Origin of the sequence: Brevundimonas sp. (assembly GCF_044336875.1) — a bacterium.
Taxonomy (GTDB): Bacteria; Pseudomonadota; Alphaproteobacteria; order Caulobacterales; family Caulobacteraceae; genus Brevundimonas.
Genome location: NZ_JBIIOP010000014.1, coordinates 1 through 20,575 on the forward strand (window position 1 = coordinate 1; position 20,575 = coordinate 20,575).

At 68.8% G+C, this 20,575-nt stretch carries 21 protein-coding genes; 13 read left to right on the plus strand and 8 right to left on the minus strand.

Annotation, left to right across the window (positions count from 1 at the left end; translation table 11 throughout):
• Positions 1 to 634: 634 nt before the first annotated feature.
• Complete coding sequence (gene dapE, locus ACIQ1T_RS14345) at positions 635 to 1,813, minus strand: succinyl-diaminopimelate desuccinylase (protein ID WP_395945225.1); 1,179 nt, start codon at positions 1,811 to 1,813, stop codon at positions 635 to 637.
• An 82-nt stretch (positions 1,814 to 1,895) separates the two neighbouring features.
• On the opposite strand from dapE, the gene ACIQ1T_RS14350 reads away from it, so the two are divergent.
• Entirely contained in the window at positions 1,896 to 3,173 is a 1,278-nt protein-coding gene (locus ACIQ1T_RS14350; RefSeq protein ID WP_395945311.1) for an MFS transporter, read from the plus strand.
• Positions 3,174 to 3,265: 92 nt separating this feature from the next.
• Here the strand turns inward: ACIQ1T_RS14350 and ACIQ1T_RS14355 are convergent, their stop codons facing one another.
• On the minus strand, positions 3,266 to 4,291 hold the full coding sequence (locus tag ACIQ1T_RS14355; protein WP_395945226.1) for a 2'-deoxycytidine 5'-triphosphate deaminase: 1,026 nt from the start codon (positions 4,289 to 4,291) through the stop codon (positions 3,266 to 3,268).
• Between the two features lie 81 nt (positions 4,292 to 4,372).
• Here ACIQ1T_RS14355 and apaG point away from each other — a divergent pair, with 81 nt between their 5' ends.
• A complete protein-coding gene (gene apaG / locus ACIQ1T_RS14360) occupies positions 4,373 to 4,780 on the plus strand; it encodes a Co2+/Mg2+ efflux protein ApaG (RefSeq protein ID WP_395945227.1) in 408 nt (135 codons plus the stop codon).
• Between the two features lie 200 nt (positions 4,781 to 4,980).
• Here the strand turns inward: apaG and ACIQ1T_RS14365 are convergent, their stop codons facing one another.
• Positions 4,981 to 5,523: a GcrA family cell cycle regulator gene (locus ACIQ1T_RS14365; RefSeq protein WP_395945228.1), complete on the minus strand. Its 543-nt coding sequence runs from the start codon at positions 5,521 to 5,523 to the stop codon at positions 4,981 to 4,983.
• 267 nt (positions 5,524 to 5,790) lie between these two features.
• Between ACIQ1T_RS14365 and ACIQ1T_RS14370 the strand changes: the two genes are divergently transcribed.
• From ACIQ1T_RS14370 to argF, 5 genes are all read left to right on the plus strand, one after another.
• Entirely contained in the window at positions 5,791 to 6,621 is an 831-nt protein-coding gene (locus ACIQ1T_RS14370) for an ABC transporter permease (RefSeq protein ID WP_395945229.1), read from the plus strand.
• Positions 6,622 to 6,662: 41 nt separating this feature from the next.
• Positions 6,663 to 7,691 carry a M28 family metallopeptidase gene (locus ACIQ1T_RS14375; RefSeq protein WP_395945230.1) on the plus strand — a complete coding sequence of 343 codons (1,029 nt, stop codon included), beginning with the start codon at positions 6,663 to 6,665 and terminating at the stop codon, positions 7,689 to 7,691.
• Positions 7,688 to 8,212, plus strand: coding sequence for a YcxB family protein (locus ACIQ1T_RS14380; RefSeq protein ID WP_395945231.1), 525 nt, complete (start codon positions 7,688 to 7,690; stop codon positions 8,210 to 8,212). The genes ACIQ1T_RS14375 and ACIQ1T_RS14380 overlap by 4 nt, the downstream gene beginning before the upstream one ends.
• A gap of 89 nt (positions 8,213 to 8,301) precedes the next feature.
• A complete protein-coding gene (locus ACIQ1T_RS14385; RefSeq protein ID WP_395945232.1) occupies positions 8,302 to 9,495 on the plus strand; it encodes an aspartate aminotransferase family protein in 1,194 nt (397 codons plus the stop codon).
• 159 nt (positions 9,496 to 9,654) lie between these two features.
• Positions 9,655 to 10,569 carry an ornithine carbamoyltransferase gene (gene argF, locus ACIQ1T_RS14390; RefSeq protein WP_395945233.1) on the plus strand — a complete coding sequence of 305 codons (915 nt, stop codon included), beginning with the start codon at positions 9,655 to 9,657 and terminating at the stop codon, positions 10,567 to 10,569.
• 7 nt (positions 10,570 to 10,576) lie between these two features.
• Here argF and ACIQ1T_RS14395 read toward each other — a convergent pair whose 3' ends face one another.
• The 3 genes from ACIQ1T_RS14395 to ACIQ1T_RS14405 all read right to left on the minus strand — a co-directional run bounded on the left by ACIQ1T_RS14395 (position 10,577) and on the right by ACIQ1T_RS14405 (position 12,231).
• A complete protein-coding gene (locus ACIQ1T_RS14395) occupies positions 10,577 to 11,371 on the minus strand; it encodes a hypothetical protein (protein WP_395945234.1) in 795 nt (264 codons plus the stop codon).
• Positions 11,372 to 11,451: 80 nt separating this feature from the next.
• Positions 11,452 to 11,952, minus strand: a complete 501-nt coding sequence (locus ACIQ1T_RS14400; RefSeq protein WP_395945235.1) for a pyridoxamine 5'-phosphate oxidase family protein — start codon at positions 11,950 to 11,952, stop codon at positions 11,452 to 11,454.
• 54 nt (positions 11,953 to 12,006) lie between these two features.
• Entirely contained in the window at positions 12,007 to 12,231 is a 225-nt protein-coding gene (locus tag ACIQ1T_RS14405; RefSeq protein ID WP_395945236.1) for a hypothetical protein, read from the minus strand.
• 217 nt (positions 12,232 to 12,448) lie between these two features.
• Between ACIQ1T_RS14405 and ACIQ1T_RS14410 the strand changes: the two genes are divergently transcribed.
• From ACIQ1T_RS14410 to ACIQ1T_RS14420, 3 genes are all read left to right on the plus strand, one after another.
• On the plus strand, positions 12,449 to 15,325 hold the full coding sequence (locus tag ACIQ1T_RS14410; RefSeq protein ID WP_395945237.1) for a hypothetical protein: 2,877 nt from the start codon (positions 12,449 to 12,451) through the stop codon (positions 15,323 to 15,325).
• A gap of 98 nt (positions 15,326 to 15,423) precedes the next feature.
• Positions 15,424 to 16,347, plus strand: coding sequence for a sulfite exporter TauE/SafE family protein (locus tag ACIQ1T_RS14415; RefSeq protein ID WP_395945238.1), 924 nt, complete (start codon positions 15,424 to 15,426; stop codon positions 16,345 to 16,347).
• Positions 16,347 to 17,156, plus strand: coding sequence for a TIGR02186 family protein (locus ACIQ1T_RS14420; protein ID WP_395945239.1), 810 nt, complete (start codon positions 16,347 to 16,349; stop codon positions 17,154 to 17,156). The genes ACIQ1T_RS14415 and ACIQ1T_RS14420 overlap by 1 nt, the downstream gene beginning before the upstream one ends.
• Here ACIQ1T_RS14420 and gluQRS read toward each other — a convergent pair.
• Positions 17,140 to 18,000, minus strand: a complete 861-nt coding sequence (gene gluQRS, locus ACIQ1T_RS14425) for a tRNA glutamyl-Q(34) synthetase GluQRS (RefSeq protein ID WP_395945240.1) — start codon at positions 17,998 to 18,000, stop codon at positions 17,140 to 17,142. The genes ACIQ1T_RS14420 and gluQRS overlap by 17 nt on opposite strands.
• Positions 18,001 to 18,080: 80 nt before the next feature.
• Here gluQRS and ACIQ1T_RS14430 point away from each other — a divergent pair, with 80 nt between their 5' ends.
• The 3 genes from ACIQ1T_RS14430 (at position 18,081) to ACIQ1T_RS14440 (ending at position 20,075) form a co-directional block, all read left to right on the plus strand.
• Positions 18,081 to 18,737 (plus strand): DNA-3-methyladenine glycosylase family protein, encoded by a 657-nt coding sequence (locus tag ACIQ1T_RS14430; RefSeq protein WP_395945241.1) that lies wholly within the window; start codon positions 18,081 to 18,083, stop codon positions 18,735 to 18,737.
• A complete protein-coding gene (locus ACIQ1T_RS14435; RefSeq protein ID WP_395945242.1) occupies positions 18,734 to 19,384 on the plus strand; it encodes a trimeric intracellular cation channel family protein in 651 nt (216 codons plus the stop codon). The genes ACIQ1T_RS14430 and ACIQ1T_RS14435 overlap by 4 nt, the downstream gene beginning before the upstream one ends.
• Positions 19,385 to 19,514: 130 nt before the next feature.
• On the plus strand, positions 19,515 to 20,075 hold the full coding sequence (locus tag ACIQ1T_RS14440; protein ID WP_395945243.1) for an HNH endonuclease: 561 nt from the start codon (positions 19,515 to 19,517) through the stop codon (positions 20,073 to 20,075).
• A gap of 6 nt (positions 20,076 to 20,081) precedes the next feature.
• On the opposite strand, the gene ACIQ1T_RS14445 is transcribed toward ACIQ1T_RS14440, so the two are convergent.
• Positions 20,082 to 20,555: a hypothetical protein gene (locus tag ACIQ1T_RS14445; RefSeq protein WP_395945244.1), complete on the minus strand. Its 474-nt coding sequence runs from the start codon at positions 20,553 to 20,555 to the stop codon at positions 20,082 to 20,084.
• Between the last annotated feature and the right edge of the window lie 20 nt (positions 20,556 to 20,575).

Below are 20,575 nucleotides of genomic sequence, written 5' to 3' on the forward strand. Positions count from 1 at the left end.
CAGCTCAGCGCCATCGCCCGACAGCTCAACGAACGACCCAGAAAGACCTTGCTTTATCGGACGCCAGCAGAGACCTTCGCTGCGTGTGTTGCAGCGATCGGTTGAGCCCACCACCCATAGCCGAAGTTCTGACTGTCCGCTTGAAGCGGTGAAGGAGAGTCGCTTCCGCTCCTAATTCCGAAAGCGAAAGCCCGCATTTTCAGAGGCCTGACCGGCAGGAACGGCAATCGACCGGACGCCCTCCAAAACCGTGCGATAATCCCCGCCGGTCTTTGAAAACGTGAACCCCAACCGATTGCACTCTTTTGCACATCGCACCCGTTTCGACGGTGCAAGTGCAGTTTCGCGCCTGCCTGTTGCGGACATTTCGGACGTTTCGGACGTTTCGGACACTTTTCCCGCCCTCCACTCTCGTCATCCTAGGCCTTGTGCCTAGGATCCATACGCTCGGCGCCTCCGCAGAGTGCGCCGCCGTTGGCCACCGGGATTATGGATCCCAGGCACAAGGCCTGGGATGACGGGTAGAGGGAACGGGCGTCTCGCCCCCCGATTTCGGACATTTCGGACTATTCGGACTCTGTTTTTTCCGGCGCGCCGCGTCCGTCCGCTCCGTCCCGCGACGCAGCCCCAACCGTCAGAGCCGCTCGAACACCGTCTCGATCACCCGCCGATACACCCCCGTCAGCGCCTCCAGCTCATGCGTCGGCACCCGTTCGTCGATCTGGTGCATGGTCTGGCCGACCAGGCCCAGTTCCAGCACCGGGCACAGGGCGCGGATGAAGCGGGCGTCGGAGGTGCCGCCGGTGGTCGAGGCCTCGGGGCGGCGGCCCAGTTCGGCTTCCACCGCGTCCTGAACCGCGCTGACGAAGCCGCCCGGCTCGGTCAGGAAGGCCTCGCCCGAACACATATGCTCCAGCTCGATCCGCAGGCCGGTCTCGGCCTGGACGGCGCCGGCCTCGCGGTTCAGCCAGTCGATCAGGCCGTCGCCGGTGTGGCTGGGATTGAAGCGGATGTTCAGCCGCGCCCTCGCCTCGGCCGGGATGATGTTGGTCGCCGGATTTCCGATGTCGATGGTCGTGATCTCGAGGTTCGACGGCGGGAACTCCGGGTAACCGTCGTCCAGCACATGGGTGCTCAGCCGCGTCATCAGCCGGGCGATCACCGGGGCCGGATTGGCGGCCCGCTCGGGATAGGCGACATGGCCCTGTTTGCCGTGGACGGTGATCCAGCTGTTCAGCGAGCCGCGCCGCCCGACCTTGATCATGTCGCCCAGCTGCTGCGACGACGAGGGCTCGCCGACCACGCAGGCGTCGATGACCTCGCCCTCGGCCGCCAGGGCCTCGACCACCCGCTTGGTGCCGTGCAGGGCCGGGCCTTCCTCGTCGCCGGTGATCAGGAAGGAGAGGGAGCCCTTCGGTTCCCCTTCCGCCAGCACGCGCGACACGGCGGCGACCCAGGCCGCGATCCCGCCCTTCATGTCCACCGCGCCCCGGCCGTACAGGACGCCGTCCCTGACCTCGGCCTCGAACGGCTGGGCCGACCACTGGTCCGACGGGCCGGTCGGGACCACGTCCGTATGGCCGGCGAAACACAGATTGGGCGAGGCGGTCCCGCGCCGGGCGTACAGGTTCTCGATCCGCGCATGGACCCCCTCTCCCCCCGGCCCCTCGAAGGCCAGGCGGCGGCAGGTGAAGCCCAGGGCGGTCAGATGCCGTTCCAGCACGTCCATCGCCCCCTCGTCGGCGGGGGTCACGGACGGACGGCGGATCAGGTCCTGGGTCAGGGCGACGGGATCAACAGGTGCGCGGCTCATGCTGCTATGCTTTAGGGATATCCCGCACCCGCGAGAAGCCCGCGCGTCCCTCCCAGACCAAACGACCGTGACCACAGAAACCATCGACACCGGCCCCGCCGCCCCGCCCGTTCCGCCCGCGCCTCCGGAGGGGCCGTCCAGCCCCTGGGGCATCCGCGACTTCCGCCTGCTGTGGTTCGGCCGCGTCGTGGCGGTGCTGGCCATCCAGATCCAGTCCTCAGCCCTGTTGTGGCAGGTCTATGAGATCGCGCGGCGGGACCATCCGATCGAGGAGGCCAGCCTGTATCTGGGCCTGGTCGGCCTGTGCCAGTTCCTGCCGCTTCTGGCCTTCACCCTGCCGGCCGGGGCCATGGCCGACCGGCGCGACCGCAAGCGCACCGTCTGGATCTCGATCCTGGTCGAGGCCTCCTGCGCGGCCTCCTTCCTGGCCATGGCCCTGCATGGAGCGCCGCCCCTGTGGGGCCTGCTGGCGGTCGCCGCCGTCTTCGGCGCGGCCCGGGCCTTCCTGGCGCCGGCCAGCCAGGCCTTCCTGCCGATGGTGGTGGGGCGCAAGGCTCTGCCGCCGGCCATCGCCGCCCAGTCCATCGCCTTCCAGACCGGGGCCATCGCCGGCCCGGCCCTGGGCGGGGTGATCGTCGGGGTAAACGTGCCCCTGGCCTATGCAGTGTCGCTGGGCATGTTCCTGCTGGCGGTCGCGGCCTTCATCCTGATCCGCACCAGCGGCAAGCCCGCGCCCCAGGCCAATCCCCTGTCGCCGGTCGAGTCGGTCAAGGAAGGCCTGGCCTATGTGTGGAAGACCAAGATCGTGCTCGGCGCCATCTCGCTGGATCTGGTCGTGGTCCTGCTGGCCGGCGTGGCCCTGCTGACCCCGATCTTCGCGCGCGACATCCTGCACGTCGGACCTCAGGGTTTCGGCCTGCTGCGCGCGGCCTTCGGCGTCGGCGCCATGGGCATGGCCATCTATCTGAGCCGCTATCCCATCGTCCGCCACGGCGGGGTCTGGATGTTCGCGGCCGTGGCGGTGTTCGGGATCTGCACCATCACCTTCGGCCTGTCGCGGATCGTCTGGCTGTCGGGCCTGGCCCTGTTCATCGGCGGGGCGGCCGACATGATCAGCGTCAACGTCCGCCAGACCCTGATCCAGCTGGCCACGCCCGATCACATGCGCGGGCGGGTGTCCTCGGTGTCCATGCTGTTCATCGGCGCCTCGAACGAGCTGGGCGAGGCCTATTCGGGCCTGATGGTGCGGCTGCTGGGCGCGGTCGGGGCTGCGGTCTTCGGCGGCTTCGGCGCCCTGGCCGCGACCGGCGCCTGGTCGGCGATGTTCCCGGGACTGAGGAAGGCCGACCGGCTGACGTGAGTTCGGTGAAAAGTGCTAGTGAGCGAGAAGTGAGCGAGGGTTGCGCGGCCAGCCGCTCACCTCTTGCTCACTAGCACTGCTCACTCGGCGTCTCACCACACCTTGAAGTGTTTGCTGAGCTTCAGCCCCTGGCTCTGATAGTGGCTGCCGCTCTCGCCATACAGGCGGCTGGGGCGTTCCGTCAGCGGCTCATAGACCAGCCGCGCGACGATCTGGCCGTGTTCCAGCAGGAAGGGCGTGTCGTGGGTGCGCACCTCCAGCACCCCCTTGGAGCCGGCGCCGTGCGCCTCGTCCGTGCCGAAGCCGGGGTCGAAGAAGCCGGCGTAGTGGACGCGGAACTCGCCCACCGACGGGTCGATCGGGGTCATTTCGGCGGCCTGGTCGACCGGGATCTCGACATCGTCCGACGAGGCCAGGATGTAGAACTCGCCCGGATCCAGCAGCAACTCGCCGCGGCGAAGCGACAGCGGCTCCCAGAAGTCGCGCGGGTCATGGCCGGCGATATGGTCCAGGTCGACCACCCCCGCGTGGCGACGGCCGCGGAAGCCGACGATGTCGCCGCCCTGCAGATCGACGCCGACCGACCGGGTCTCCAGCTTCGGCGGATCGCCGGCCTTGAGCCGCAGCTGGTTCAGCCGGGTGCCGGGGCGGACCAGGATGGAGAAGGTCTGGGGCGCGACCTCCATATAGAGGGGGCCGTCATAGCCTTCGGCCACGTCGTCGAAGCTTGCGCCCTGGTCGGTCAGCAGGCGCACGAAGACGTCGACCCGGCCGGTCGAGCTCTTGGGATTGGCGCGGGCGATCAGGCCGGCGGGCAGTTTCAGCCGCTCCTGCAGGCGCACGATATAGACGCAGCCCTTCTCCAGCACGACGCCGGCGTCGGTGATCTCGATCCGGTGCATGGCCACGTCTGCGATCCGCTCCTCGACCTTGCGCTTGCCGGGCAGGAAGGAGGCGCGGACGCGCCAGGCCTGGTCGGACAGGCGCAGGTCCAGGCTGGCCGGCTGGACCTGATCGTGATCGAAAGCGGTGTCGGATGTGATGGCGCCGGTCGCGATCAGGGTCTCGATCGACTGGGCCGGAAGAATGCCGGGGCGGGGCGCCTGGAAAATGCTCATGCCATCTGTCTCACACGGTTTTCGCGACTTGTCGTCAAGTCGCGCTTGCGGCCCGCGCGCGGCGGGGCGAGCATATAGCCCATGCATGACGGACCTGCCTATACCGCCGAGTCGCACGGCATCCTGATCCGGGTGCGGCCCTCCTATCTGGCGGGCCAGTCCGATCCGGACGAGGGGCGTTGGGTCTGGGCCTATCAGATCGAGATCGTGAACCTGTCGGGATCGACGGTGCAGCTGATGGCGCGGCGCTGGACCATCACCGACGGCCACGGCCATGTCGAGGAGGTGCGCGGTCCGGGCGTGGTCGGCGAACAGCCGGTGATCGAGCCGGGCGGCAGCTATTCCTATGCGTCAGGGTGTCCGCTGGGCACCGACAGCGGCTCTATGGTCGGCGCCTATTACATGACCGACGCCGAGGGGCGCAGTTTCGAGGCGGAGATCCCGGCCTTCTCGCTGGATACGCCGGATGCGCGGCGGGTGTTGAACTGAGCGGAAGGCGGATGGGGCTGCGTCAACCCGGATGAACCGCAGCCCCGCCCCCTGGAGTCTCGCCGGCCGCTTGCGCGAACCGGCGAGGGGGAAGGCGGCTCCATAAGGAGCATCTTTTTGTGCGCTATGTTCGCGACGCGGTCGCTCGCGACTTGAGCGCAAGGCGCCGCGCTCAAGCAGCGCGAAGCGCGATAGCGCCCTTAGATGTAGCGACGCAGGCTGCGGGCCAGGTCGGAGCCGCCGTCCTTGCCACGGCGAACCTGCGGTTGGTAGGCGACGCGGGCGTGTTCGACGCAATAGACGCCTTCCGAGGCGCGGCGGCCGCAGAAGCTGAACTCGCGCGACGACGGGTCGCCGATCGGCCATTTGCACATATGGGCGCCCAGGGTCATCACCGTGGCCGTGCCCGGCAGGTCCGGGATCGGCGCGGGGGCCGGGGCGGCCGGCTGGACCGGCTTGGGCTGAACGGCTTCCAGACGACGCGGGGCCGACGGCTGCGCCGGAGCGGCCGTCGCCGCAGGGGCGGCCGGACGCGGGCGGGTGGTGCGGAAGGTGGTGGCGGCGGTGCGCGCCGGCTGCGACGGCGCGGCGCGGCCCGACAGGCCCAGACGGTGCACCTTGCCGATCACGGCGTTGCGGGTGACCCCGCCGCCCAATTGCTTGGCGATCTGGCTCGCGGACTGGCCTTCCAGCCAGAGCTTCTTCAGCGCGCCTACGCGGTCGTCGGTCCAGCCTGCGGTCATGCCACCCTCCAGCGAGTTTGGATTCAATATCTAGGTCCAGGCTCCCCCTCCGGGGTCTTGACCTACAACTAATCGTAAACCAGCCGTTAAGAGACGCAAGATGTGCGAATCATCCTGTCCACAGAAACCAGATATTGAATCATCGTTAAGGTTAAGGCGGTTTCGAGTGGCGGGAAGGCGGCCTGTCGTCTGCCGCCGCCCGTCACTTGCCACTAACCGCTCGCCACTCCCTTGCGCGGCAAGGCTTCAGAGCGCATCTGGCGGCTCATGACCGAGACCCCCGACCTGATCTCCACCCGCCCGTCCGGACTGCCGCAGCCGCGTCGCTATCCGGGGATCAACTGGATCGGGGTCCAGACCCTGTATCTGCGCGAGGTGCGGCGGTTCTGGAAGGTGGGCGCCCAGACGGTGGCGGCGCCGGTGGTGACGACGCTTCTCTATATGCTGGTCTTCGTGGTGGCGCTGCAGAACGCCCGGCCGCCGCTGCACGGCACGCCCTTTGCCCTGTTCGTCGCGCCCGGCCTGATCATGATGGCCATGTTGAACAACGCCTTCGCCAACGCCTCGTCCAGCCTGATCCAGGCCAAGATCATGGGCACGGCGACCGACTTCCTGACCCCGCCGCTCAGCCCGCTGGAGCTGACCCTGGGCTTTACCCTGGGCGCCGCGACGCGCGGCCTGGTGGTCGGCCTGGTCACGGCCCTGTGCGTCCTGCCGTTTGCGCCTCTGGGGATCGCCAATATCGCCGCCGTGATCTGGTTCGGTCTGGCCGCCTCGTTCGTCATGGGCATGACGGGGGTTCTGGCCGGTCTGTGGAGCGAGAAGTTCGACCATCTGGCGGCGGTGCAGAACTTCCTGGTCATGCCGATGACCTTCCTGTCGGGCACCTTCTATCTGGTCGACAACCTGCCCGAGCCCTTCCGCTCGATCAGCCACTTCAACCCCTTCTTCTATCTGATCGACGGCTTCCGCTACGGCTTCATCGGCCATGCCGAGAGCAATCTGACGGTGGGCGTGGTCGGATCGGCCGTGCTGATGGTCGCCATGGGCGCGGCCTGCTGGCTGGTGTTCCGCTCGGGCTGGCGTCTGAAGAGCTAGATCGCTACGTCTGGCGGATCGCTCCCCCGAGAAGGTCCGCCATGCTGTTCCGTTCGCTCGCCGCCGCCGCCGCCGCCCTGCTGGCCGCCGCGCCCGCTTTCGCCCAGGAAGCCACGCTCCGCCCCGACGACCGGCCCGACATCAACGCCGGCGCGGCCCAGTTCATCAAGCCGACCAACGCCGAGCGGACCCAGGTCCTGGTCGGCTTCCTGACCACCCTGGGCTTCACCCCGGACATCCAGGTCTTCCAGGGCGGCAACAAGTCGACCGGCCCGATGGAAGGCGCCAATGTCGTCGTGACCGTCGGCGAGGGCGACAAGGACATCGTCGTCACAGCCCACTATGACGCGGTGAAGCTGCGCGACGGGACCCTGTCCCAGGGCATCGTCGACAATATCGGCTCCGTCATGGCCCTGATGGAGGCGGCCAAGACCCTGGACATGGCGCTGGAGGGCCAGCCGGTTTCGCACCGGTTCGTCTTCGTCTTCACCGACCAGGAGGAGCTGGGCCTGATCGGCGCCAAGGCCTTCCTCGACAGCCACGGCAAGGACCGGATCGCGGCCGTCATCAACGCCGACGTCGCCGCCTATGGCCAGACCGTCATGTACGGCGAGAACAACGGCGACCAGTCGGACTTCGTGCTGGAGGTCCTGCGGGGCCTGTGCGCCGAGCGCGGCTTCGACTGCATGGCCTACCCGACCTATCCCCCCAGCGACGACCGGGTCTTCTCGGCCGCCGGGGTGCCTGTGGTCTCGCTGGGAACCCAGGACGCCGTCGGCGCCCACCAGATGTGGCTGGCCTTCAACGGCGGCGAGGATAACGGCCTGCGCGAAGGCTTCGTGCCGCCGGTGTTCCAGCGCATCCACTCGACCGACGACAAGCTGTCCTATCTGAAGGGCGGCGACGTGGCCCGGTTCGGCCTGTTCATCGCCGATCTGGGCCTGCTGCTGGACAAGAAGCTGGTCGAGCTTCGGCCCGCGCCGGAATATGTCGAGCCGGCCGAGACGCAGGAGCCGGCGGCCGAACCGGCCGTCGAGCCCGCGCCGGAGACCGACGCCGAAGGCCAATGACCGCAGTCGTCGAGGTTCGCGGCGTCAAGCCGACCCCGAAGGAGGGGCGGTTGGCGCTGAAGGCCTGGCCTGCGCTGGGCCTCTGGGCGCGTCTGCCGCTGCTGTGGCTGATCGTGTGTCTGGCCGGGGCCGGGGGCTTGATCGCCTTCAGCGTCGGCGAGCGGATCGGCTGGATCATCGCCCTGCTGTTGGCGGCCCTCTACGGCTTCGTCGGCCTCAACATCCTGGCCCAGCGCAAGCTCGCCGCCCTGTCGCGGGTCTGCCCGATCTCGCGCCGACCGGTGGACTGGCGCGTGTCCGGCGAAGGGTTCTCGGTCGTCAGCGCGGGGCTGGAGAGCCGGGTGGACTGGCGTCTGGTCGCGACGGCGGTCGAGGACAGGGACCGGTTCATCTTCGCCCTGACGCCCTACAGCAACTTCGTTCTGCCGCTGCGGATGCTGGATGCGGCGCAGTTGGAAACCGTGCGCGATCTGATCGCCGACGCCCGCGCGCGGGGCGTGCTCGGCGCCGGTGTTGACTAAGCCTGTCACTAATCCGACAACGCCAATCCCTATGAAATCGGCTCCGTCGTTCAGCGGCGGGGCCGTATCGCTTTTGGAGGTCTAGTCCCGTGTCCACGAACCATCTGATGGGTGTCTACAATCGCGCGCCGCTGGAAGTGGAACGCGGCCGAGGCGCGCGTCTGTGGTCGACCGACGGGACCGAATATCTCGACTGCGTCGCCGGCATCTCGACCAACGGCCTGGGACACGCCCACCCCGAACTGGTCCAGGCGGTCAAGGATCAGGCCGAGAAGCTGTGGCACGTCTCCAACATCTTCCGCATTCCGGGCCAGGAAGCCCTGGCCGACGCCCTGTGCGACGCCAGTTTCGCCGACGTGGTCTTCTTCACCAACTCGGGCACGGAGGCCGTGGAATGCGCGCTGAAGACCGCGCGCAAGTATCACTCCGCTAACGGCGCGCCCGAGCGGATCGACATCTACGGCTTCGACGGCTCGTTCCACGGCCGGACCTATGGCGCGATCAACGCCGCCGCCAACCCCAGCTACACCGAGGGCTTCGGCCCGCCGATGCAGGGCTTCCACCAGCTGGTCTGGGGCGACAAGGCCGCGCTGGAGGCCGCCTTCCTGAACCCGACCACGGCGGCCGTCATCCTGGAGCCCGTCCAGGGCGAGGGCGGCTGCCGCGAGACCCCGGTCGAGGAACTGCGCTGGATGCGCCAGATGGCCGACGACAACGGCGTGCTGCTGATCTTCGACGAGGTCCAGTGCGGCATGGGCCGGACCGGCAAGCTGTGGGCCCACGAATGGGCCGGCATGGCGCCGGACATCATGGCGGTGGCCAAGGCCTTGGGCGGCGGCTTCCCCATCGGCGCCTGCCTGGCCTCGGCCAAGGCGGCCTCGGGCATGACGGTCGGGGTTCACGGCTCGACCTTCGGCGGCAATCCTCTGGCCATGGCGGTCGGCCAGAAGGCCCTGTCGCTGATCAATACGCCCGAGACCCTGAACAATGTCGCCGAGATCGCCGGCTATCTGAAGCAGCAGCTGGTCGGCCTGCAGGAGCGTTTCCCCGACGTGATCGTGGACGTGCGCGGCAAGGGGCTGCTGATCGGGGTCAAGCTGGTCCCGAACAATCGCGAGTTCATGGCTCTGGCCCGCGACACCCAGCAGCTGCTGATCGCCGGCGGCGGCGACAACTGCGTGCGGATGCTGCCGCCGCTGAACCTGACCCTGGACGAGGCCCGCGAGGCCGTCGCCCGGTTCGAGGCGGCGTGCGAAGTGGCGCGCGAGAAACTGGCGAGCTGATCTAGAAATTTCCCTCCCCGCTCCGGGGAGGGTGGTCGCCGCGCAGCGGCGGCCGGGTGGGGGCGACCCGACTTCAATCCGTTCTCGCATCAGGGCCGTCCCCACCCGGTCCCTGCGGGACCACCCTTCCCGGAGCGGGGAGGGAGAAGAGGCGGCACAATGGTCCGGCACTTCCTCGACATCCACCGGCTCGAAGCGGCCGAGCTGCGCGCCATCCTGGACGACGCCCACGCCCGCAAGGCCGCCCGCAAGGGCTGGCCCCAGGGGCGCGCCGACGCCGACGCCCCGGCCGAGGACCGCGTCCTGGCCATGATCTTCGAGAAGAACTCGACCCGCACCCGGTTCAGCTTCGACGCGGCCATCCGCCAGCTGGGCGGTTCGGCCATCATCGCCACCGCCTCGGACATGCAACTGGGCCGGGGCGAGCCGGTCGAGGACACGGCCCGCGTCCTGTCGCGGATGGTGGATGCGGTGATGATCCGCGCCAATGACCACGAGGACGTCGAACGCTTCGCCCGCGTCTCGACCGTGCCGGTGATCAACGGCCTGACCGACCGCAGCCACCCGTGCCAGATCCTGGCCGATCTGCAGACGATCGAGGAGCATTCGGGCCCGATCGCCGGCAAGACGATCGCCTGGATCGGCGACGGCAACAATGTCTGCCACAGCTTCATGCACGCGGCGCCCAAGTTCGGCTTCCACCTGAACGTCGCCTGCCCGGCCGAATACCACCCCGACCTGCGCGACCTGGCCAAGGGCGGCAACGCCGTCAGCCTGACCAGCGACCCGCGCGAGGCGGTCAAGGGCGCCGACGTCGTCGTCACCGACACCTGGGTGTCGATGGGCGACCAGGACTACGAGGCGCGCCTGGCCGCGTTCGAGAGCTATTCGGTCGACGAGGCCCTGATGGATCTGGCCGATCCCGACGCCGTCTTCCTGCACTGCCTGCCCGCCCACCGCGGCGAGGAGGTGACGGACGCCGTCATCGACGGGCCCAAATCCCTGGTCTGGGACGAGGCCGAGAACCGCATCCACGCCCAGAAGGCCGTCCTGGCCTGGTGTTTCGCGGGCTGATCGCCGCTCAGTCCTCGCCGCCGATGGGCGGCGAGGCGGTCCAGGGGCCGACAGCCAGGATGCCGTCGTAAGCGCCGTCCTCGACGGGCCCCAGCAGGATGCCACGCGACGCGGGATCGTAGCTTTCCATGGACGGAAGCGCCCCGCATGTCTCGGTCGAGCAGCCCCAGTGCGCTCCTCCCTGCTGAGCCACCTTCAGAGTCAGGGTTTCCGCCGTCGGCAGGTGGGCGATCGCCGGCAGGCCGATCTCGGCCCAGCGCGAATAGATCGTCTTGCGGGCGTGGAAGCCGCCGACCAGCACCAGTATCCGCGATCCCGGGCTGTCAGAGACCGCCTGGGCGATGTTCTGAGCCATGGCCAGTTCCGACCAGGATTGTTCAAGTCTGGGCGTGACCGGCCGAGTGGTCGGTTGAAAGGCGTGGAAACTCACGTCTCGCCCGCTTGCCTTCAATTGTCGAACAGTATCCAGCATCGCGAATATGGCCTCGCTGGATCGGCCATCGTCATTGATGCGGGGGTTGGTCATCGGGCTGTCGTTCAACCGCGCACGAGCCTGGATTTCGTCCTGCGCCACGATCAGGTCGTCCAGAACGGGCTGCATTGCTTCGCCCATCTCTAGCGCGACGACGACGGGGCCGCGTTCCGAGGCGGCGCAGACAATCTGCGCGAAGGCGGTGGGGACTTCCGCAGTGCCGTGCAGTTCGCCGACCACGATGATTCGCTCGGAGCGGTCCAGCAGGGCGGCGGTCCCCTCGGGCGGTGAACAGGCCGCGATGGCGGCGGCGGTCAGCAGTCCCAGCATCTTTCATCCCCTCGATTGCCTGGATTGCAGTCAGCGCAACCGAAGGGGGCGAAATTATGATCGCGCTTGAGGCGGCGACCCTACTGCAGGTTCACGTCAGATACGCCGCCGGCGTCCGGCGTGGTCTTGGTCAGATTGGCCTTCAGCACCTCGTAGCCAAAGCCCAGGGCGCCCTTGTCCGACACCCAGACGCGGCCGTCCTCGCCGTCGAAACGGATCAGGGTCAGGTGCGGATCGTCCTTGCCCTCTGGATACCAGGCGGCGACGACCGGGTTCCAGTAGCGGTCGATCCGCTCGCGGTCGTGGTCGATGGCCAGGTCGCCGTGGATACAGGCCTGAACCTTCTGATCCTTGGCCTGGTAGCAGAACATGCCCATCTGGCCGCCGACGGCCACGTCGCGGGCGAAGTCGGTGTCGGTGCGGGTGAAGAACCAGATGGTCCCTGTCTCGGGTTCGCCGAAACCGGTCATGGGTTGGTGGTGATAGCCTGGCTGGTCGAGGCCCAGCATGCCGGTGTTGGATTCCTTCAGGCTCTTCCAGAATTCCTTCTCGGCGTCGGCGGCGGTCAGTTCGTCGGCCATGGTGCGTCTCCTGTTTCGCGTTGCAGGATCAACCGACGGCCCCGGATCGGGTTCCTAAAGCCCAGGTCCGGAAACCCACGGCGCGCGTTCGGCGCCGAACAGGGTGGCCAGATGAATCAGCAGCAGCATGGCGACAGCCGCCGCGCCCAGCATGATGAACCGCCAGGGCATCATGCGCGGCCCCTTGAACGGGTCCGGCGGGCGGGCGCCGCGCCAGCCGCAGAACACCATGACGGCCAGTGCGGCGCCCAGCAGGATCAGGGTGGTGGTCAGGGTCATGGGGCGCAGGTGGAGAAGGCGGGGCCGGGGCGCAAGCCGAACTTATTGCCAAGCTGTTAATCTTCACCGCTCGTTAACCGGATCACTCCCAGAAATCGGCGGTTCGGCGAGATTTCCACAGGCTGGGGAGTCGCCGCAACATCTAGCGGTTAACCACACATTTACACCCTCGATATTGGCGTTATAGCCTCCATCCCATGGGTCGGGAGCCGAATCAGTGAGCGCAGCGGCGCCTTGGAGCGTAAAGGGCATCGACCCGAAAGCCCGCGAGGTCGCCAAGGATCTCGCGCGTCGCTCGGGCATGACCCTGGGCGAATGGCTCAACTCCATGATCATGGAAGACGAGGACGAGGGTTACGCCACCCTGCCGCGTCGCTCCGCCGGTCCGGAGGCCTATGAACGCCGGGGTCGCACCCGTCGCCTCGACGACGCCTATGACACCACCGACGAAGGCTGGCAGCGGATCAGCGCCTCGATCGACGCCATCGCCGGCCGTCTCGAGGCGGCCGAGCGCCGCTCGACGGTCGCCATCCAGGGCGTCGACCAGGCCGTGGCCGGCCTCGTGCGGCGTCTCGACGGTCAGGACGCCCAGACCAAGGGGCACGCCCGCCGCATCGACGACATCGCCGAGGAACTGAAGGAAGGCCACCGCCGCCTGCGGACCTTCGAGCGCGACACCGGCCCGCACACCCAGGAGACCTTCGGCAAGGTCGAACAGTCGTTGGGCGCGCTCGCCGGCCGTCTCTATGACATCGAGGAGCGCCAGCGCGCCGGCGTAGCCGATCTGCGCGAACGCATGGAGGCGGTCGAGAAGGCCGCAGGTCCCGGCGTCGGCACGGATCTGCTGGCCCAGGTCGGCGCCCGTCTGGATCAGGCGCAGAGCCGCACGACCGAGGCCCTAAAGACCCTCGAACGCTCCTTCGCCGAGCTCGATCAGCGCATGCGCGCCGCCGAGGGGCGGATCGAGCCTGAGGGCGTGCGCGACGCCGCCCGTTTCGAGAAGCTGGCGGAGACCCTGTCGCGCCAGATCGAGACCAATCGCGCCGAGATGATGCAGCGTCTGGACGCCGCCGAGACCGGCGCCCGGATCGACCGGATCGAACGCGCGGTCCAGAGCGTCGGCGACCAGCTGAAGGCGTCCGAGCAGAAGGGCGTTCAGGGGCTGGAGGCCATGGGCCGCGAGGTCCTGAAGATCGCCCAGAACCTGAATGCGCGGATGCAGACGGTCGAGAGCGACGCCGCCGGCCGCACCGCGACCATCACCCGCGCCGTCAGCGACGCCGTCGGACGCAAGGTCGAGGCCGACCTGTCGCGCCACTCGGCCCGCCTGGACCAGGAATTCGCCCGCCACGTCGACCGCGTCGACCAGAGGCTGACCGCCAGCGACGACCGACACGCCCTGGCGCTGGAGAAGCTGGGCGGCGAGATCACCCGTATATCGGACCAGTTGAGCGACCGGATCGCCCAGTCGGAGCGCCGCTCGCAGCAGGCGCTGGACGATATCGCGCGCCGCCTCTCGGAAAGCTCGGACAAGATCGAGCAGCGTTACGACCGCGCCTCTGGCGAACTGGCCGAGCGGATGCGGATGAGCGAGGAGCGCACCGCCCGCCTGGTGGCCGAAGCCCGCGAGAGCATGGACGCGCGCAAGCCGTCCGCCATCCGCGACGTGCCGGTCGACAGCCCCGTCTCCGCCCGGGCCGAACCGACCCGGGCCGTCGCCGAACGCACCCCGGTGATCTCGACATCCGCGCCGCTGGAAAGCGACTGGCGCTCGGCCGCCTTCCCCGAGGAATCCTTCGACGCCGACGATGAATGGTCGCTCGATCCGGTGACGCCGGACGCGGCCATGGCCACGCCCTTCCCCTCGACGCCGGCCGCGCCGTCCCAGCCCGAGCAGACCGAATCCGCGCCCGTCGTCGCCCAGGCGGAAACGGCCGAGCCTGAGCCCTTCGTCCAGCCCTTCGGCGGTTTCGGCGGCGCCGACGTCGAGGATGCGCTGGAAGCCACCTCGCCCGGCTTCTCGACCCGGTCGGCGCCGCGCGAGACCCGGTCGGATCCGTCCGTGCTCGATGCGCCTCTGGACGGCGACGACGACTTCGGCGGAGAGACCGAGTTCGTCGATACCCGCCGTCTGCGCGCCAGCATGGGCGCGGGCGCAGCCGCCGGCCGCGCCTCCGCGACCCGCAACACCATAGACGCGGCGCGCGCCGCCATGGCTGCGCCGGCCGAGCCGGAAGAACCGACCCGCCAGGGCTTCGGCCTGATGCCGCGACGGGGCGGCAAGTCCAAGCTGCAGGAGCGGCTGGACAAGCAGGCGGCCAAGGACGGCTCCACCGTCAAGAAGGCCTTCCTGGCCTCGGTCACCGCCGTGGCCCTGACCGGCGGGGCCTTCGCCTCGATGAATCTGGTCGACGGCTCCGGCCTGCCCGACATCGAACTGCCCGGCCTGACGGGCGGGGGCAGGACGGCCGACGGTTCGTCCGCCGGTGTTGACGCCGCGCCCATCGCCATGGCGGTCACGCCGACTGACGCCGTGCCGACCGACGCCGCCGGCGCCGCCGAGTTCGAACGCGCCATGGGGCGGATCGAAAGCGGCGATTCCGAGGGCGTCGATGAACTGAAGCGGGCCGCCAACCTGGGCTATGGCCCGGCCCAGACCTATCTGGGCCAGTTGCTGCTGGTCGGCGAGAAGGGCGTCTCCGCCAATCCGGTCGAGGCGCGCCAGTGGGGTCGCCGTGCGGCTGAGGGCGGCAACGCCCAGGGCATGCACCTGTACGGCATGCAGCTGTATGAGGGCGACGGCGGCGCGGCCAACCAGGCCGAAGGTCTGACCTGGCTGTTGCGCGCGGCCGAACGCGGCGTGCCGGACAGCCAGTACAATGTCGCCCGGATCTACGAGACCGGCGCCGACGGCGTGGCCAAGAATCCGACCGAAGCCCTGAAATGGTACATGATCGCCGCGCGCGGCGGCGACAGCGAGGCCCAGGCGGCGGTGACCCGTCTCCGTCCTGCGGCCAGCGCCACCGCCCAGCGCGCCGCCCGCACCGCCGCTGACGCCTTCGTGGCGCAGCAGCAGACCCAGGCGAACGGCTAAACCTTTCGCTCACGGGTGGCGGCGCGCCGTCCCCGTCGCTAAAGACCACCAGTCGCCGCTCGGCGCCTCCCGTTCCGCTCCAGCCGAAGGCGCGTCCTTTGGATATCTATCTGCCGATCGCCGAGGTTTCGGTGAACTGGCCGACCTTGGTGATCCTGGGGGCGGTGGTCGGATTCGTGTCCGGCCTGTTCGGCATAGGCGGCGGCTTCCTGATGGCGCCGATCCTGGTCTTCCTCGGCATTCCTCCGACCGTGGCCGTCGCCAGCCAGGCCAGCCACGTCGTGGCCTCCTCGACCTCGGGCGTCATCCGCTACGCCGGCCAGGGCGCGGTCGACTTCAAGATGGGCCTGGTCATGGCCGGCGGCGGGGCCATGGGCGCGCTGGCCGGGGTCGAACTGTTCCGCTACCTGCGGCTGCTGGGCCAGGCGGACCTTGTCGTGGCCCTGTCCTATCTGATCTTCCTGGGCGCCATCGGCGTCCTGATGCTGAACGAGAGCCTGACCGAGATCCTGCGCCGACGGCGGGGGACCACTGCGCCGCGCAAGGAGCGTCGCCGCCCCATGTGGCTGTACGGCCTGCCGCTGCGGATGAAGTTTTCAAAGTCGGGCCTCTATATATCGGCCTTGCCGCCGTTCGGCCTGGGCGTTTTCGCCGGCGTCCTGTCAGCCATCATGGGGGTAGGGGGCGGCTTCATCCTGGTGCCGGCCATGCTCTATATCCTGCGCATGCGGGCAGGCGCCGTGGTCGGCACCAGCCTGTTCCAGATCATCATCACCACGGCCATCACCACCGTTCTCCAGGCCGGGCGCAATCAGACGGTCGATATCGTCCTGTCCACCATCCTGCTGCTGGGCGGCGTGGTCGGGGCCCAGATCGGCGCCCGGTTCGCAGGCCGGTTCCGCGCCGAGGAACTGCGCGCGGCCCTGGGCCTGATCGTTCTGCTGGTCGGGATACAGATGGGGCTGGAGCTGTTCGTGCGGCCCAGCGACATCTTCCTGCTCGCGCCGGGGATCTCGGACTGATGCAGGCGCTTCCTCCACCCCCGCCCGCCATCGAGGCGCCCGCGCCGGACCGGTCCGAGGCCACGACGGGCGCCCTGCGCGTCGCCGCCGCCCTGACGGACGCCCAGGTCCATGTCGATTCCAGTTTCCGTGGCGCATCCATCGTCCTGTACGGCGCCGTCTTCAATCCGACCGCCGAGCCAGCCGATGTGGTCGTGGTGGTGCGCGGGCCCGACGCTCCGGTCCGCCTGGTCAAGAAGACCCGCAACATGGGCGTCTGGCTGAACAGCCGCCCGGTCCTGTTCGAGGGGGCGCCCGGCTTCTATATGACCGCCTCGACCCGGCCCCTGTCGGACATCGCCGACTTCGGCCAGTTGCGCCGTCTCGGCGTCGGGGTCGATCACCTGCGTATCGACGCGCCGGAGGAGGCGGGCACCGTCACCCGCTACGGCGTGCGCGACGTGGTCGTCAGCCGGCTCGGCGACGACTATCTGGCCTGGCGGCGAGCCGTGATCCGGCTGAAGGAGGCGGCCGCCCTCTATGACACCGATCCGCAAGGGGTGGAGTTCGTCGACCGGGGGCTGTTCCGCGCGGAGGTCAAACTGCCGACCGTGGCCCCGACGGGCAAATACTACGCCGAGGTCTGGCTGTTCCAGGACGGCGAGCCCCAGTCGGTCTCCAACATGACCCTGACGGTCGAGAAGGTCGGGCTGGAACGCGACATCTACGAGTTCGCCCATCGCCGGCCCTGGCTTTACGGCATCCTCTGCGTGGTGCTGGCGGCCCTGACCGGCTACGGCGCCTCGCGCATCTTCAGCCGACGGAGCTGAAGCCCAGTTCCGCACGCAGCGCCTGGGCGCTCAGCCCGCCCGCGCGCAGTTCGGCCAGTGTCACGGACCGGTCGCGCTTGGCGTAGCGTCGCCCGTCAGGTCCCGTCAGAAGACGATGGTGGCGATAGGCGGGGGCGGGCCAGCCCATCAGGGTCTGGATCAGCCGCTGCACATGGGTGGCCTCGAACAGATCCTGCCCCCGGATCACCTGATCTATCCCCTGCAGGGCGTCGTCGTGGGTCACGGCCAGATGATAGGCCACGCCCGTGTCCTTGCGCGCCAGAACCACATCGCCTGCCGCCTCGGGACGCACCGGCAGGACGCCGGTCTCGCCGCCCGGTCCGGCGCCCTCTTCGACGAAGCTCAGGCCGTTCCACAGGGTCTCGCCCAGGGCATCGCGCGCCCGGTCCAGCGACAGCCGCCAGGCGAAGGGCCTTTCCTCGGCCAGCAGGCGGGCCTCCTCGAGCGCCGGATGGGGGCCGGGACGCACCGCCTCCATCGCGCCGTGAGGGGCGTCGCCAATGCCGTCGAGGATTTCTTTCCGTGTTCGGAAACAGCGGTACAGCAGGTCGCGTCCGTTCAGGTCGTCTATGACGGCGGCATAGCTCGCGAGATGGTCCGACTGCCGCCGCACCGGCGTCTCCCAGTCCAGCCCCAGCCAGGCCAGATCCTCGAGGATGGCGGCCTCGTATTCCGGCTTGCACCGTGTGGGGTCGATATCCTCGATCCGCAGCACGAACCGGCCGCCGGCGGCCTTCGCGGCCGTCCAGGCGGTCAGGGCCGAAAAGGCGTGGCCCTTGTGCAGGCGGCCGGTGGGGGAGGGGGCGAAGCGGGTGGCGAGCATTGCCGTCACCCTAGCGGTTTCCGGACTTGAACGGCGCCCCCGCTCTTTCCGGCGTCGCCCATGCGCCTTAAGCATCGGGAATGCCCGTCGCGCCCACAGTCCAGGACATCGCCGCCGCGCGCGAGGCCTTGGCCGTCGCCGACCCGGCCCTGGCGCGCGCTCATGCCCAGACGCCGGTCTTCGAATGGCGACTGAGACCTGGCGGCTACGAGGGCCTGTTCCGGATGATCGTGGAACAGCAGGTTTCGGTCGCCGCCGCCGCCTCCATCTGGGCGCGGACGGTGGCGGGCCTGGGCGGATCGGTGACGCCAGAGGCGGTGCTGGGCCAGGACGCCGAAGGCCTGCGCGCCTTCGGACTGTCGGGCCAGAAGGTGAAATACGGCCAGGAGATCGCCCGCGCCCAGGTCGAGGGGCGCGTTGATCTGCAACATATGCAGACCCTGTCGGACGAGGACGCCATCACCGCCCTGACCGCCATCAAGGGCGTCGGCAAATGGACGGCCGAGACCTATCTGATGTTCTGCGAGGGGCGGCTGAACGTCTTTCCCGGCGGCGACGTGGCCCTGCAGGAGGCGATGCGCTGGGCCGACCGGGCCGAGCTGCGACCGAACGAGAAACAGGCCTATGTCCGGGCCGAGATCTGGCGGCCGTATCGCGGCGTGGCGGCGCATCTGCTGTGGGGATGGTATGGCGGCGTCCGACGCGGCGAGATCGCCCTGGAGGATATCGGCCTGTGACCCCCATCGATCCCGTCCTGACCGAGCCGCTGCGCGATCCGCGCACGGTGCTGGCCGCCCTCGACTTCGCCGGGGTGGCGGTGTTCGCGGCCACCGGCGCCCTGGCGGCGGCGCGGGAAAAGCACGACGTCATCACCTTCGCCTTCTTCGCCGCCATCACCGGGGTCGGGGGCGGGACGCTGCGCGACCTGTTGCTGGGCCTGCCGGTCTTCTGGGTTCAGGACTGGCGCTATATGGCCGTCTGCCTGCTGGCGGCGGTGGCCATCTGGCTGATCGGCCAGCGCGACTGGCGGTTCCGCGCCCTGCTGTGGCTGGATGCGATCGGCCTGGGCGCCTATGGCGTCATGGGAGCGGCCAAGGCCGAGGCGGCGGGCGCCCCGCCGCTGATCTGCATCGTCATGGGCACCCTGACCGCCTGTTTCGGCGGGGTGGTGCGCGACACCCTGGCGGGCCAGCCGTCGATCCTGCTGCGGCGCGAGATCAATGTCACGGCGGCTATACTGGCGGCGACCCTCTACATCGTCCTGCGCATTCCCGAGGCGCCGATCTGGCCGGCGGCCATCGTGGCCGCCATCGCGGGCTTCATGCTGCGCGCCGGCGCCCTGCGCTGGGGCTGGACCCTGCCTGGCTTTCCCGAACGGAATTGAGCGCGTTCCGTCGCCTCTTCGTCATGGCGGCGTCTTCGAATCGGGCGTAGGCTGAGGGCTCAGATTAGGGAAGGAGACGCGTCTTCAATCCTGTCGCCTCAATAACCCCCGCCGCGAACGGGAGGGCCTGATGCAGGTTCTCCATCGACCGCCGTCGGGCTTTCCCGCCCTCGTCCTGAACGCGGACTTCCGGCCCCTGTCCTATTATCCGCTGTCGCTCTGGCCGTGGGAGGAGGCGGTCAAGGCGGTCTATCAGGACCGGGTGGACGTGGTGTCGCTGTACGACAAGGTGGTCCGCTCTCCGTCGATGGAGATGCAACTGCCCAGCGTCATCGCGCTGAAGAACTACGTCGATCAGGATCGCAGTCCCGCCTTCACCCGCTTCAACGTCTTCCTGCGCGACGGTTTCGCCTGTCAGTATTGCGGGGAATCGACCGAACTGACCTTCGACCATGTCATCCCGCGCTCCCACGGCGGCCGCACGACCTGGGAGAATATCGTCGCCGCCTGCGGGCCGTGTAATCTGACCAAGGGCGGCCGCACGCCGCGTCAGGCCATGATGCCGATCCGCCGCGAGCCCTATCGCCCCAACGCCTGGCAACTGCAGGACGCGGGCCGACGTTTCCCGCCGCATTACCTGCACCAGAGCTGGCTGGACTACCTGTACTGGGACATCGAGCTGGAGCCCTGACGGGCTTCAGGCGCGGCGGACGCGACGGATGGCGGCCGGACGACCGGCGACGGCCGCCTTTTCACGGCGACGACGGCGTCGGCCGATGTTGGCGATCTGGCCGAACGTCAGGTTGGGGTGGCGGCGCGCGGCGTGGCGAAGCTGTTCGACGCGACCGGGCAGCCAGGCCGCGAACACGCCGCCGGCGCCGGCCAGGAAATCGGTCACCGACACGCTCCGGCCGGTGAAATACTGCAGGAGTTCGGCGCCCAGGGCCGCAGCGACGATGAACAGCGCCAGATCGTCGCGACGATGTTTCGGCGCGATGATGAACAGGCCGACCGCCGCCCCGTAGAAGGCGATGGCGTGCGCGGCCTTGTCGTTGAGGCCGAACACCTGTTCCAGACCCTGGAACGGACCCAGCATCAGCACCGCCATGCCGGCGGCCGCGAAGATGAAGAACAGGCGTGCGGCCATGATGATGCGGCGCGGCGTAAGCATTGGGGGAGGGCGTCCGGTAA